Raw genomic sequence first — 12,496 nt, 5'->3', positions numbered from 1 at the left:
AGCCTGCTCGCCGCCTAGGACAACCGACCGACGACAGCACGACACGATGTCAGGAGGACCCGTGTCGCTGATCTCAGCCGCAGTCTGCCCGCATCCGCCGGCTCTGATACCCGCGGTGGCAGGTGATGCGGCCCCTGAATCGAACACACTGCGCGCAGCGTGCATCGAAGCCATCCGTCGGTTGCGGGTGCCCAAGTTCGGCGACGAGAGCGACGGTTGGGCAAAGGGTCGCTCGAAGGGGTTCGTTGCCGATCCGACTCTGCCCGACCGTCTGGTGATCGTGGGATGCGACGACACGACGACTGCCTACGAGTCAGACAGAGCAATGGGCAGTCTCCGGCGCTACGGCATCGACTGGGACTGGGATATCGCGTGGTGCCGGGGTGAGCCGGGGACGCTGCCACTACCGCTCTCCCTGTCGATCGGATTGTGGCTCGTCACCGGCAACGGCCCACGCGGGATGTTCTTCACAACCTTCTCGTATCAGTCGATTTCATTCGATGCCTCAGCACAGGAGTGTGTGGCACTCGGCAGGGAGTTGGCCACGCAGGGCGAGCGGGTGGCGATGCTCGTTGTCGGAGAAGCCGCGCTGAACGAGCAGTCGCAAGCAGTAGACCGAGCAGAGGTCTACAACAGCACCCTCATCCGCGCCTTCGCGCACGGGGACACCACCGCTCTCGCCCTACTCGATCCGGTGGAATCCCAGACGCTGCACGCGACGGGACGAGCGTCGTGGCAGGTCTTGGCCGGCGCGGCCGAAGGGCGAGAACTCAGGGGGCAGATACTTTCCGATTCGGCTTCCCATGCCCGCGGACATGTCGTGGCCAGCTGGACCAGCGCTGCAGATTCCGAACCCGAACTCACCCCGTCAGCCCGGGAGTCGTGAGGAAGACCCGGGCTCCGCGCTGCAAGCGGGTCGCGCACGATTCACTCCTCCGCCGAGACGCAGTCGCCGAACCGGAGCCGACACGCCGAGCACCGTGATCGGCGTCGAGCCGACTCCGGCCGCGATGCCAGGATGGCGTGCATGACCGATCCGGCACCGGCCGACGCCTACGACAGCTTCGCCGCGGAGTACACGGCCGAGAACGAGACCGGCCTGCTCAACGCGTACTACAACCGCCCCGCACTCCTCGATCTCGCCGGCGAGGTGGCCGGCAGGCGAATCCTCGACGCCGGATGCGGCTCGGGCCCGCTCTACGCCGCACTGCGCGACCGCGGCGCCCTGGTGACCGGCATCGACGCGAGCGAGGGAATGCTGGAACAGGCCCGGCTGCGGCTCGGCGCCGACGCGAACCTGCGGATCGCCGATCTGGCCGACCCGCTCCCGTTCCCCGATGCCGCGTTCGATGACGTCGTCGCCTCCCTCGTCCTGCACTACCTGCGGGATTGGGGTCCGACGCTGACCGAACTGCGCCGGGTCCTGGCGCCGGGCGGCCGGCTCCTCGTCTCGGTCGAGCACCCCTTCGCCAACTTCCTGCAGCAGCGGTTGACCGGCGCGGAGACCAACTACTTCGGCACCCGCCACCGCTCCGCGGAGTGGACGATGGGCGGCCGGACCGCCCGGCTCGTTTTCTGGGATCGCCCCCTGCACGCCATGACCGATGCCTTCACCGCGGCCGGTTTCCGCATCGGGGTCATCAGCGAGCCGCCCGCCCTGCCCGCCGCCCGCGACCTGTTCCCGGAGGGCTACGACGAGCGCACCGGCATGCGCTTCCTGTCCTTCCTGTTCTTCGTCCTGCACGCCGGCTGACGAAACCGCAGCCACTGACCGGCCGCTCGCCGCCCTACCGCGCCAGCACACCCCGCAGGAACAGGTCGACCGCGTGCGTCAGGTGCCGCTGCTGATCGCGCGGGCTGCGGAAGACGCCGAAGTCGGCGAGGCGGGCGGGCAGGATCTCCACCATCGCGATGAAGTGCTCGGCGGTGAGCTCGAGGTCGTCGATGGCCAGGGCGCCCGCCTCGGCGTGCCTGCGCAGCACCGCCATGACCTGCTGCTGGCGCTCCGCCCAGCCGAACGAGCCGGCGGCGGCGGCGAATTCGGGAAAGCGGTGCGCCTCGGTGCGGGCGATGCGGTGCAGCTGGACGATATCGGCGTCGAGCGCGTGCTCGACGGCGGCGCTGCCGATGGCGAGCAGGGTGGCGCGCAGGTCCCCGTCGCCGTCGGCCGGCTCCGCGTCGGGGCGGACGGCGCGGCTCAGCGCCCACGGGATGACGTCGAGGAAGACCGCGCGCTTGTCGGGGTAGCGCGCGTAGACGGTGGCCTTGGCGACCTCGGCCGCCTCCGCGATCGCGACCATGGTCGTCGCGTCGTAGCCGTTGGCGAGGAAGGTCCGGACGGCGGCGGCGCGCAGCCGCTGGTGCAGGGCCGCCGCCTCGGCCCGGTTGGGGCGGCCGCCGCGGCGCGGCGCTCCGTTCGACGTCACGCTCCGACTCTAAGCCGTCCGCAATAACTAGACACCGATGTATAGTTACCGCATGCCGAACGCGCTACTGGAAACCACCGAGCTGACCCCCCGCATCGCCTCCGCGGTGCACGCCGACAAGGACGCGCTGCTCAGCGGCGCGCACGCCGCAGAACTGCGCGACCTGCTCGAACAGCGCGGCGTGCTGGTCTTCCCGCGCATCGGCTTCACCGACTCCGAGCACATCGCCTTCACCCGGACGCTCGGCACCTTCGCCCCCGAACGCAGTGGCGAGGAGGTCTACAGCGTCACCCTCGACTCCTCGGTGAACCGGCAGGCCGAGTACCTGAAGGGTTCGCTGTTCTGGCATATCGACGGCACCATGAACGACGTGCCCATCCGGGCCTCGCTGCTGTCGTCGAAGGTGCTGGCGCCCACCGGCGGCGAGACCGAGTTCTGCAACACCTACGCCGCCTACGACGACCTCGCCGACGACGACAAGCGGCGGCTGGAGCAGTTGCGGGTCATGCACTCGGCCTGGAACACCCTCTTCTACTACGACCCCGAGCCCGACCACCGCACGCTGCGCCGGATGATGGCGATCGGCGACCGTGAGCTGCCGCTGGTGTGGACGCACCGCTCCGGGCGCAAATCGCTGGTGCTCGGCTGCACCGCGCGGCACGTCGTCGACGCCGACTTCCGGGAGAGCGTGAATCTGCTCGTCCGGCTGCGGGATTGGGCCACCGGCCCGCAGTTCGTCTATCGGCACACCTGGTCGGTCGGCGATCTGGTCATCTGGGACAACACCGGCACGATGCACCGGGCCAGGCCCTACGACCCGGAGTCGGGGCGGCTGCTGCACCGGACGAAGCTCGAGGGCGAGGAGCCGTTCGCGTGAGCGGCTTCCGCGAGCGCTACGGCCGCTGGGCGGTGATCGCGGGCGCCTCGGAGGGGGTCGGCGCCCGCTACGCCCGCGCCATGGCCGAGCGCGGCCTCGACCTGGTGCTGCTGGCCCGCCGCCGCGCCGCGCTCGACGAGCTCGCCGCCGAGCTCCGCGCGGACACCGGCGCCGAGGTGCGGGTGCTCGCCGTCGATCTCGCCGAGCCGGACGCGGTGGCGAGCGTCCTGGCGGCGACCGACGGCCTCGCGGTCGGCATGCTGCTGTACTGCGCCGGGGCGGATCCGGACTACACGCCGCTGCTGTCCGGGCCGGTCGAGCCCGCGCTGGCGCTGCTGCGGCGCAACTGCGCGACGCCGCTGCAGCTGTGCCACCACTTCGCCGGCCCCATGGTGGAGCGCGGGCGCGGCGGGATCGTGGTGCTCACCTCGGTCGCGGGGCTGTACGGGGCCCCGAACATGGCCGCCTACGCGGCCACCAAGGCATTCGACCTCGTGCTGACCGAGGCGCTCTGGGCGGAGCTGCGGCCGCACGGGGTCGATGTGCTCGCACTGGTGCTCGGCACCACCGATACCCCCGCGCTGCGCCGGGCCCTCGTGCGCCGCGGCACACTCGACCCCGCGGACACCGCGCCGCTGCCCGGCGCCGCGACCGCGGACGAGGTCGTCGCCGAGGCCATCGCGAATCTGCCGAACGGCCCCACCCGATTCGTCGGCGACCAGCTCCGCGAGTTCGCCCGCAGATTGGGGCTGCGTACCCGCAGCGAGGCCGTGGCCACACTGGCCAGGCACAGCGACAGCGTGGTGGCAGGCGACAGCTGACGAGCCCGGCCCGGCGCCGCGGACGCAATCCGCCCGAGGGGTTGCATATGAGTATGCGTCTACGTACAGTTGCCGCAGGCGATGTGCGTATACATCTACTTATAGAATCACTTCGGGAAAGCGGAGCGTCCCATGACGACACAACACCCCCCGGCCATCCGGGTACACGGCTTGCGCAAGTCCTACGGAGACCTGGAGGTCCTGCGCGGCGTGGACCTCGAGGTCGCCCGCGGCAGCATCTTCGCCCTGCTCGGCTCCAACGGGGCGGGCAAGACCACGGTCGTGAAGATCCTCTCCACCCTGCTCCGCGCCGACGCGGGCACCGCGAGCGTGAACGGCTTCGATGTCGCCGACGACGCCGCCGAGGTCCGCGAATCCATCAGCCTCACCGGCCAGTTCGCGGCCGTCGACGAGATCCTGACCGGCCGGGAGAATCTGGTGCTGATCGCGAAGCTGCGCCACCTGACGGGCGCCGCCGCGATCGCCGACGACCTGCTCGCCCGGTTCTCGCTCACCGACGCGGGCGCGCGCAAGGTGGCCACCTACTCCGGCGGCATGCGCCGCCGCCTCGACATCGCCATGAGCCTGATCGGGAACCCGCCGGTCATCTTACTGGACGAGCCGACCACCGGGCTCGACCCGCAGGCCCGCATCGAGGTCTGGGCTGCCGTCAAGGAGCTCGCCGCGGGCGGCACCACCGTGCTGCTGACCACCCAGTACCTGGAGGAGGCCGAGCAGCTCGCCGACCGGATCGCGATCCTGCACCGCGGCGTGATCATCGTCGACGGCACCCTGGCCGAGCTGAAGGCGCTGCTGCCGCCCGCCGAGATCGAGTACGTCGAGAAACAACCCAGCCTCGAGGACGTCTTCTTCACACTCGTCGGCGCCGAGACCACCTCCGAGGACCAGTGATGACCAAGCATTTCTTCGCCGACACCGCCCTGCTGCTCGGGCGCTCGCTGCGGCACATCGCGCGCAGCGTGGACACCGTCGTCACCACGACGATCATGCCGATCGCCTTCATGCTGCTGTTCGTCTACGTCTTCGGCGGCGCGATCGAGTCGGGGTCGGACTCCTACGTGCAGTACCTGCTGCCCGGCATCCTGCTCATCACCGTCGCGTCCGGCATCGCCTACACCGCGTTCCGGCTGTTCCTGGATATGAAGAGCGGCATCTTCGAGCGCTTCCAGTCCATGCCGATCGCGCGCTCGTCGGTGCTGTGGGCGCACGTGCTGACCTCGCTGGTCGCGAATCTCATCTCGCTCGCGGTCGTGGTGCTGGTCGCGCTGCTCATGGGGTTCCGGTCGGGGGCGAGCCCGCTGGCCTGGCTCGCCGTGCTCGGCATCCTGACCCTGTTCACCCTGGCGCTCACCTGGGTGGCGGTCATTCCGGGGCTGTCGGCCGAGACCGCGGACGGGGCGAGCGCCTTCTCCTACCCGCTGATCTTCCTGCCCTTCATCAGCTCGGCCTTCGTCCCCACCGACACCATGCCGGGCCCGCTGCGCGCCTTCGCCGACCACCAGCCGGTCACCTCCATCATCGACACGGTCCGGGCGCTCTTCGCCGAGCAGCCGGTCGGCACCGATATCTGGATCGCGCTGGCCTGGTGCCTCGGCATCCTCGCGCTGGCGTACCTGTTCGCCATGCGCACCTACCGCCGCAAGATCTCCTGACATCGACCGGAGCAGCCGCCGATCCCCCGGGTCGGCGGCTGCGCCGCTGTAGAGTCCGGTGCGCAGTGACTTCGACGAGGAATCGAGGAGTTCGCGATGGCCCACACCGTTGATTTCGGCACCGTCTCGACCGCGGGGCTGGAGAGTTCGCCGGTCGCGGCGGCGCTCGCCGGGTTGCGTGCCAACGAGGCCCGCTACTTCCGGAACAAGTACGACCACGTCTTCACCGTCGAATCGGCGGCCGAGGCGGGCGAAACCGTCGAGTACGTGTCCCGGATCCTGGCCGAGGAGCGCGGGATCACCATCGCCGCCCGGCCGCTGGAGGCCACCGCGTTCGAGGTGGCCGGCATCCGGTTCGCGTACGTCTTCTACGCGGACGGGCTGGCGGTCAACGTGCTGTACACGCTGGAAGAGGGCGGGAAACGCGCGGTGGGGTTCAAACTCTCGGACGGAATGGAGATCCCGGACGAACTCGGCGCGTTCAAGTTCGCGCGGCAGAAGTCGAAGCTGGCGGGGACTGTTCGCGGCTCCTACTTCGTCATCAGGAACTCCTACTGACGTCGTCGCCACCGGCTACGCGGGCGTGGACACCGACCGCGGCGGAAACTCCGGCGGGACAGTGTTTCCCGCGGCGCGGACCGGGCATTGCCGAACCAGTCCACCCAGCTCAGGAGTCGAGATGCCCACCTTCGCCCGCCGCCGCCCCGCCACCCGCAATACCAGCCTGATCGGTGTGATCGTGCTGGTCTGGCTGCTCATCGGTGTGATCGCCGGAGCACAGCGCAACTACTACGACAGCGCGCCGACCAACTGCGCCAGCACCGGCACCATCGCGCTCACCATCATCGCGGGCCCGCTGAACTACCTCGGCGCGAACCCGAAGGCCGACTGCGATATCGACGTCCCGCAGCCCAGCCAGTAGTTCACCCCCAGCCTCCGGTCCGTGGCGGCCCGGCTCGCATCGAGCCGGGCCGCCCTCGCGTCCGTCCAGCGCCGGACCAGCGACACGAGCACCCGCGCGACCACCGACCGCAGCACCTGCCCCCGAACGTGGCCGGCGTCGCGAGCCGCTCCCATACATGCCTTGCTAGGCATATGCCCGAGGAGGTATGTTCAGGCGGTGACGAGTGACCCGTTCTCGGTGGTGGCCGAACCCCAGCGCCGCCGCATCCTGGAGCGGCTGCGGGCGGGCGAGGCGACCGTCGGCGAACTCGTCGAACACCTGGAGCTGCCACAACCCGCGGTCTCGAAACACCTGCGCGTGCTGCGCGATTCCGGCTTCGTCACCTGCGAGGTGGCCGGGCAGCGGCGGATCTACCGGCTCGCCGCCGCCCCCTTCCAGCAGCTCGAGGGCTGGCTGACACCGTATCTGCGGCTCTGGGACAACCATCGCGATGCCCTCGCCCGGCATCTCGACCGGAAGGATCCACCCCCGTGACCACGAATTCCTACCAGCCAGGCCCGCTCCGGCACGCCGAGGTCGCCCGCGACGGGGACGGGTGGGCACTGATCTTCACCCGCGACTTCCCGCAGCCGCCCGCCGCGGTCTGGGCGGCGCTGACCGACCCGGACGAGCTGCGGAAGTGGGCCCCCTACACCGCCGACCGCCCGCTCACCGCCACCGGCCCGGTCACCCTGATCGCCATCGACGACGAGGAGGAACGGGAACTGCCCGGCGAGATCACCGCCGCCGACCCGCCCGCCCTGCTCGAGTTCACCTGGGACACCGACGTCTTGCGCTGGGAACTCTCCACCGCGGGCGACGGCACCCGGCTGCGGCTCATACACCGGCTCACCGACCGCGCGACCTCGCCGATGCTGGCCGCGGGCTGGCACGTCTGCCTCGACGTGATCGAACTCCTGCTGGCCGGCACCCCGGTCGGCCCGATCACCGGCCCGGCGGCGCTCGAGCACGGCTGGGCCGAGCTCAACGCGCGCTACGCGGAGCAGTTGGGGATCGAGCCGCCGGATACCCCTCGGTAGCGGTCCGGACCGCGGGCACTGCCGCGCCGCGATCGACGAGCTCGTGCGCACCACCGCCGAGCGGCGTCGCGGCCGGCCGACTGCTCGCCGGGCGTGGGTCAGGGCGCGGCGGTGGTGGCGGCCGGGTCGAAGCCGCCGGGGATCTCGTAGATCGAGCCGGTGAAGGTCGCGGCGAAGAGCCTGCCCGCCGCGAAGCCGCTCGACCCGCGGCCGTAGGTGACGACGCTGGTGGAAGGATTGCCGCTGCTCAGCACGCAGTACCGCTGGGGTGCGTCGACCCGGACCACCTGGCCGGCGGTGTTGAACGGGACGATCGGGCGCTGCGCGGAATCCAGGGTCAGCCCGTCGGGTGCGGCGAGCGCGTCGGCGCCGCCGAGGTCGAGCAGGGACTGCGGGGCGCCCGGGTTCGCCAGCGGGATGCGGCTCACGCCGGGGTTGCTGAAGGTGCGGCCGACGTAGAGGTACTCGCCCGCCCGGTCGAGGACGGCGCCGTTGGCGCTGGGCAGGCTCGCCCAGTCCGCCCGCACGGCGCCGCCGGGGGCGACCCGGCCGACGAGACTGCCGAAGTCGTTGGTGGCGTAGATGGTTCCGTCCCCGGCGACCGCCAGGCCGTTGGCGGCGCTGAGCCCGGCGGCGACCGGGGTGGTGGCCCCGGTCTCGGGATCCATGCGGACGATGCCCGCGGCGCGCAGCACATCACCGGCGAGCACCCTGGCGTCGGCGCCGTAGCCGACGAGCAGCCCGCCGTCCGGAGTCCAGGCCAGCGCGCCGCCGCCACCGCTCGGCACCGTGCCGATGGGGACGGGAGCGGCGCCGGGCGCGTCGATCCGGAAGACCCGGCCGGTCAGGATATCGGTGGTGAAGGCGCGCCCGCGGGCGTCGACGGTGAGCCCCTCGAGCGCACCGGCGATCGAAGCGGCGGGCAGCGTCGCCTGCCCCGCGCCCGCGCAGACCGGTGCGGCCTGCGCCGAGGGCGCGATCACCACCGACATCGCCGCGAAGGCACACGCACCGAGGACGACGGCTGCTCTACTCATGACCCCATTGCACACGGTCGCCACGGTGGCCGGACCCGAATGCCGAGGAAACGGGGCTCTTGGCCGGGTCGGTCTGCCGGAGGCGGAGCCGACCGGGGTGCACCGCTAGGGTCGGTGGCGTCCGCGCCCACCTCGACCCTCGGCGGTTGCCCGTGTCGCTCGAACTCCTGCTCGTGCTGATCGCCGCCCTGGAGGCCGCCGGGCTGTTCGTGTTCGGCGTACTGCTGGCCCGCGCCCGCCGCGACCTCGCGGAGGCGCGGCGGCGGGTCGATGCCAGGCAGGCGTGGGTGAGCGGCGGGCGCGAGGCCGTCAAGACGGTCTGGGGTGCGGCGAGCCTGCTGCGGCGCAAGGGTTTCCGCGGCGCGCTGCTCAGCTCGATCGAGGATCTGGCCGGGTGGGCGCAGGTCGAGCGGCCGGATCTGGCGACGCTCGCCCCGGACGGCCACGTCGCCATCGCCTTCTCCGACATCGAGGGCTCGACCGCGCTCAACGAGCGGCTCGGCGACCGCGCCTTCGTGCGGCTGCTCGCCAGGCACGAGCGGCTGGTCGGCAAGCAGGTCGCCGCGCACGGCGGGCACGTCGTCAAGAGCCAGGGCGACGGCTTCATGATCGCCTTCGCCGAGGCCGGGCAGGCGGTGCGCTGCGGGCTCGACATCCAGGCCGCGCTCGCCCGCGGCACCGAGACCGAGGAGCGGGTCCGGGTGCGGATCGGCATCCACACCGGCCGCTCGGTGCGCCGCGGCGACGACCTCTTCGGCCGCAACGTGGCGCTGGCCGCGCGGGTCGCCGGGGCGGCGCGCGGGGCGGAGGTGCTGGTCAGCGCCGCTGTGCGGGACGAGGTGGCGGCGCTGCCCGGGATCGCGGTGACCGGGACCCGGGAGGTCGCGCTGAAGGGATTCGACGGGGTGCACCGGCTGTCGACGGTGGAGCGGGGCTGATCCGGGATCAGAGATGCTCGGCCGTGCGCTTGCCGATGGCCGCGCTCAGCGCGTCGTGCTCCGCGAGCACGTCGGCGGCGGCCCAGACCCGATCGCGCTCGCTCGCCGAGAGCGGTTCGAGCACCCGCGCCTCCACGAGCCTGTCCTCGCCCAGGCCGCGATCGCGCACGCCCAGTTCGAGTCCATACCGCAGCCCGCTTCCAGGCGGACGACGGCGATGACCGCCTTCTCGTGCACGCGGGCGACATCGCGGGTGAGATCCACAGGCAGGGCGCCGATCAGCGGCGGAACCGAGACCTCCACGGTCTTCGGCGTCCGGTCGGCGCGCGAGCCCTGCCGAGGGTGCAAACGTAGTCGACAGCGCCGCTGCCGTACTTCGTGGTCTACCCTCGACCGACCCGATCGAGGAGGTCCGATGCACCCGTTCCGCGCGGCGGTCGAAGCCCGCGACACCGCCGCCATCGAAGAAATGCTCGCCGACGACGTGGTGTTCACCAGCCCGGTCGCGTTCACGCCGTACCGGGGCAAAACGGTGACCGCGGCGATCCTGCGCGCGGCCGTGCGGGTGTTCGAGAACTTCCGCTACGTCCGGGAGATCGCCGACGCGGGCGGGCGCGAGCACGCCTTCGTCTTCGAGGCGACCGTCGACGGGAAGCGGATCACCGGCTGCGACTTCGTGCGCACGAACGAAGCGGGGAAGATCGACGACTTCATGGTCATGGTCCGCCCGCTCTCGGCGGCGCAGGCACTGTCGGTGCGGATGGGCGCGGAGTTCCCACGGATCGCCGCCGAGGCCGAGGCCGCGGGCGACCCGCGGCCGTAGCGCGGCCGCGCCGGAGACGTGCGCAAGCGCCGCCCGAGACAAGCCGCGCTGCTGGACCCGCCCACGGACGACGCACCACGTCCGGACGAACGCGATATCGACGTACTTCACCGCGGCCCGGGCGCGTTCGTGCAGTACCCCGTGATCACTTTCTCAACCGGACCCGCCGCCCGACCGCACGGGCGGTGCGCGCGGCGATCACTCCGCCCGCGATCCACGGCCCCGCCACCAGGATCGGGTCCAGCCACTGATGGTTGCGATCGACGCGGGAGGTGCCGGTGCGCGAGCGGACGCCGCCGTGGGTGAACTCGGCGCGGATGCCGGTCTCGGTGATCGGGTTGTCCGGGCGGGTGGTGGCGAACGAGCGCAGGTGGCTCTCCCAGGCGTCGACCCGGTCGCCGAGGATCAGCAGCAGCCAGTGCGCGGCCCGCGCCTCGCTGTAGCGCCGGTAGGCGTGCCGCCGGATCCGGCCGGAGAGCCCGCGCAGCGGCACCGAGGTGCCGAAGACCGGGGTGAGGAAGGCGTGCTCGATGGAGCGTTCGCGCGGGGTGGTCTCGGGCTGGCGCTCCGGGAAGTCCCAGTGCGCGCCGGTGTCCTCGGTGCGCAGCTTCGGCACCGACGGCCGGTCCTTCGGATCGAGGTCGGCGCCCCAGCCGGGGATGCGGGCGCGGAGCTCGCCGGAGCTCGGGACGGGCGGGTGTTCGCTGGTGTAGGTCACGGCGGGCTCCTTCAGGCGGCGTCGGGCACGATGACCGGCTTGAGGCAGTTGTCGAGCTTGGCAGAGAAGATGTGGTACCCCTCGGCGATGTGCTCCAGCGGGATGCGGTGCGTGATGATCTCCTTCGGGTTCAGGTAGCCGTTGCGGATGTGCGAGAAGAGCCGCGGCCACTGCCGCTTCGCCGGGCACTGGTTGGTGTTGATGGTGAGCCCCTTGTTCATGGCGTCGCCGAATTTCACCGCGGTGTGGATCGGGCCGTAGGCGCCCATCACCGAGACCGTCCCGCCCTTACGCACCGAGTCGATGGCCCAGTTCAGCGCGATCGGGGAGCCGCCCTGCAGCTTCAGCTTGGCCGCGGTGACGTGCGTGAGCAGGTTGCCGTCGGCCTCGGCGCCGACCGCGTCGATGGCGACGTCGGCGCCGAGGTGACCGGTGGTGCGCTTCATCTCGACCACGACGTCGGCGACGTCGGCGATGTCGATGACCTCCGCGTGCGCCATCTGCTTCGCCTTCTCCAGCCGGTACTCGAGGTGGTCGATGACGATCACCCGGCCCGCCCCCATCAGCCAGGCCGACTGCGCGGCGAAGAGCCCGACCGGTCCCGCGCCGAAGACCGCGACCACGTCGCCCTCGCGGATGTCGCCGAGCTGGGCGCCGAAGTAGCCGGTGGCGAGGGCGTCGGTGCACATCAGCGCGTCCTCGTCGTCGAGCCAGTCCGGGATCTTGGACGGGCCGACGTCGGCGAAGGGCACCCGGACGTACTCGGCCTGGCCGCCGTCGTAGCCGCCGCAGGTGTGCGAGTAGCCGTAGATGCCGCCGACCGCGGTGGCATTCGGGTTGACGTTGTGACAATTGGAGTACAGCCCGTTCGCGCAGAACCAGCACGAGCCGCAGTAGATGTTGAACGGAACCATCACCCGGTCGCCGGGCACCAGCGAGCGGACCGAGCCGCCGACCCGCTCGATCACGCCGATGAACTCGTGGCCGAAGGTGGTGCCGACCCGGGTGTCCGGCATCATCCCGTGGTAGAGGTGCAGGTCCGAACCGCAGATGGCGGCGCGCTGCACCCGCACGATCGCGTCGTTGGGGTGTTCGATCGCCGGGATGTCCTTGTCTTCCACGCGGATCTTGTACGGACCGCGGTACACCATCGCTCGCACGGCTCTCCTCCTTCGGGTCGAGCCCGCGCTACCCGTGCCT

Annotated in this window: 17 protein-coding genes; 12 read left to right on the top strand and 5 right to left on the bottom strand. The window is 71.2% G+C overall.

The features are described 5' to 3' along the window. Positions 1-61 precede the first annotated feature (61 nt). Entirely contained in the window at positions 62-886 is an 825-nt protein-coding gene (locus ACFO0B_RS24215) for a hypothetical protein (protein WP_378614859.1), read from the top strand. A 141-nt stretch (positions 887-1,027) separates the two neighbouring features. Beyond that, positions 1,028-1,753, top strand: a complete 726-nt coding sequence (locus ACFO0B_RS24210; RefSeq protein WP_378614858.1) for a class I SAM-dependent methyltransferase — start codon at positions 1,028-1,030, stop codon at positions 1,751-1,753. Between the two features lie 34 nt (positions 1,754-1,787). Here the strand turns inward: ACFO0B_RS24210 and ACFO0B_RS24205 are convergent, their stop codons facing one another. Next, the gene (locus ACFO0B_RS24205) at positions 1,788-2,426 is read right to left on the bottom strand and encodes a TetR/AcrR family transcriptional regulator C-terminal domain-containing protein (RefSeq protein WP_378614857.1); all 639 of its coding nucleotides are present in this window, start codon (positions 2,424-2,426) and stop codon (positions 1,788-1,790) included. Positions 2,427-2,478: 52 nt separating this feature from the next. Here ACFO0B_RS24205 and ACFO0B_RS24200 point away from each other — a divergent pair, with 52 nt between their 5' ends. The 8 genes from ACFO0B_RS24200 (at position 2,479) to ACFO0B_RS24165 (ending at position 7,780) form a co-directional block, all read left to right on the top strand. Continuing rightward, entirely contained in the window at positions 2,479-3,303 is an 825-nt protein-coding gene (locus ACFO0B_RS24200) for a TauD/TfdA dioxygenase family protein (RefSeq protein WP_378614856.1), read from the top strand. Next, entirely contained in the window at positions 3,300-4,124 is an 825-nt protein-coding gene (locus ACFO0B_RS24195; RefSeq protein ID WP_378614855.1) for an SDR family NAD(P)-dependent oxidoreductase, read from the top strand. The genes ACFO0B_RS24200 and ACFO0B_RS24195 overlap by 4 nt, the downstream gene beginning before the upstream one ends. Before the next feature lie 132 nt (positions 4,125-4,256). Next, complete coding sequence (locus tag ACFO0B_RS24190; protein ID WP_378614854.1) at positions 4,257-5,036, top strand: ABC transporter ATP-binding protein; 780 nt, start codon at positions 4,257-4,259, stop codon at positions 5,034-5,036. Continuing rightward, positions 5,036-5,797, top strand: coding sequence for an ABC transporter permease (locus ACFO0B_RS24185; RefSeq protein ID WP_378614853.1), 762 nt, complete (start codon positions 5,036-5,038; stop codon positions 5,795-5,797). Before ACFO0B_RS24190 ends, ACFO0B_RS24185 begins: the two co-directional genes overlap by 1 nt. Positions 5,798-5,893: 96 nt before the next feature. Continuing rightward, entirely contained in the window at positions 5,894-6,355 is a 462-nt protein-coding gene (locus ACFO0B_RS24180) for a phage tail protein (protein ID WP_378614852.1), read from the top strand. 121 nt (positions 6,356-6,476) lie between these two features. Continuing rightward, entirely contained in the window at positions 6,477-6,719 is a 243-nt protein-coding gene (locus tag ACFO0B_RS24175) for a hypothetical protein (protein WP_233017724.1), read from the top strand. A 198-nt stretch (positions 6,720-6,917) separates the two neighbouring features. Next, on the top strand, positions 6,918-7,235 hold the full coding sequence (locus ACFO0B_RS24170) for an ArsR/SmtB family transcription factor (RefSeq protein WP_378614851.1): 318 nt from the start codon (positions 6,918-6,920) through the stop codon (positions 7,233-7,235). Then, a complete protein-coding gene (locus ACFO0B_RS24165) occupies positions 7,232-7,780 on the top strand; it encodes an SRPBCC family protein (RefSeq protein WP_378614850.1) in 549 nt (182 codons plus the stop codon). Before ACFO0B_RS24170 ends, ACFO0B_RS24165 begins: the two co-directional genes overlap by 4 nt. 98 nt (positions 7,781-7,878) lie before the next feature. Here the strand turns inward: ACFO0B_RS24165 and ACFO0B_RS24160 are convergent, their stop codons facing one another. Next, positions 7,879-8,817 (bottom strand): SMP-30/gluconolactonase/LRE family protein, encoded by a 939-nt coding sequence (locus ACFO0B_RS24160; protein WP_378614849.1) that lies wholly within the window; start codon positions 8,815-8,817, stop codon positions 7,879-7,881. 152 nt (positions 8,818-8,969) lie between these two features. Between ACFO0B_RS24160 and ACFO0B_RS24155 the strand changes: the two genes are divergently transcribed. Continuing rightward, positions 8,970-9,755 carry an adenylate/guanylate cyclase domain-containing protein gene (locus ACFO0B_RS24155; RefSeq protein ID WP_378614848.1) on the top strand — a complete coding sequence of 262 codons (786 nt, stop codon included), beginning with the start codon at positions 8,970-8,972 and terminating at the stop codon, positions 9,753-9,755. Positions 9,756-9,762: 7 nt separating this feature from the next. Here ACFO0B_RS24155 and ACFO0B_RS24150 read toward each other — a convergent pair whose 3' ends face one another. Continuing rightward, entirely contained in the window at positions 9,763-9,924 is a 162-nt protein-coding gene (locus ACFO0B_RS24150) for a hypothetical protein (RefSeq protein WP_378614847.1), read from the bottom strand. A gap of 246 nt (positions 9,925-10,170) precedes the next feature. On the opposite strand from ACFO0B_RS24150, the gene ACFO0B_RS24145 reads away from it, so the two are divergent. Further along, entirely contained in the window at positions 10,171-10,578 is a 408-nt protein-coding gene (locus ACFO0B_RS24145; RefSeq protein ID WP_378614846.1) for a nuclear transport factor 2 family protein, read from the top strand. A 145-nt stretch (positions 10,579-10,723) separates the two neighbouring features. Here the strand turns inward: ACFO0B_RS24145 and ACFO0B_RS24140 are convergent, their stop codons facing one another. Beyond that, positions 10,724-11,296: a hypothetical protein gene (locus ACFO0B_RS24140; protein ID WP_378614845.1), complete on the bottom strand. Its 573-nt coding sequence runs from the start codon at positions 11,294-11,296 to the stop codon at positions 10,724-10,726. Positions 11,297-11,307: 11 nt separating this feature from the next. Beyond that, positions 11,308-12,456, bottom strand: a complete 1,149-nt coding sequence (locus tag ACFO0B_RS24135; RefSeq protein WP_378614844.1) for a zinc-dependent alcohol dehydrogenase — start codon at positions 12,454-12,456, stop codon at positions 11,308-11,310. Positions 12,457-12,496: the final 40 nt, after the last annotated feature.

The sequence above is a fragment of the Nocardia jiangsuensis genome, from assembly GCF_042650385.1.
GTDB lineage: Bacteria > Actinomycetota > Actinomycetes > Mycobacteriales > Mycobacteriaceae > Nocardia > Nocardia jiangsuensis.
The sequence above is the reverse complement of the archived record's forward strand: the minus strand, read 5'-3'. Positions and strand labels throughout refer to the sequence as shown.

What these genes read in the sequence shown, in the direction of transcription:
- ACFO0B_RS24210 (WP_378614858.1), top strand. Translation starts at nt 1,028, where the DNA reads ATGACCGATCCGGCACCGGCCGACGCCTACGACAGCTTCGCCGCGGAG.
- ACFO0B_RS24200 (WP_378614856.1), top strand. Translation starts at nt 2,479, where the DNA reads ATGCCGAACGCGCTACTGGAAACCACCGAGCTGACCCCCCGCATCGCC.
- ACFO0B_RS24190 (WP_378614854.1), top strand. Translation starts at nt 4,257, where the DNA reads ATGACGACACAACACCCCCCGGCCATCCGGGTACACGGCTTGCGCAAG.
- ACFO0B_RS24185 (WP_378614853.1), top strand. Translation starts at nt 5,036, where the DNA reads ATGACCAAGCATTTCTTCGCCGACACCGCCCTGCTGCTCGGGCGCTCG.
- ACFO0B_RS24180 (WP_378614852.1), top strand. Translation starts at nt 5,894, where the DNA reads ATGGCCCACACCGTTGATTTCGGCACCGTCTCGACCGCGGGGCTGGAG.
- ACFO0B_RS24175 (WP_233017724.1), top strand. Translation starts at nt 6,477, where the DNA reads ATGCCCACCTTCGCCCGCCGCCGCCCCGCCACCCGCAATACCAGCCTG.
- ACFO0B_RS24160 (WP_378614849.1), bottom strand. Translation starts at nt 8,817, where the DNA reads ATGAGTAGAGCAGCCGTCGTCCTCGGTGCGTGTGCCTTCGCGGCGATG.
- ACFO0B_RS24145 (WP_378614846.1), top strand. Translation starts at nt 10,171, where the DNA reads ATGCACCCGTTCCGCGCGGCGGTCGAAGCCCGCGACACCGCCGCCATC.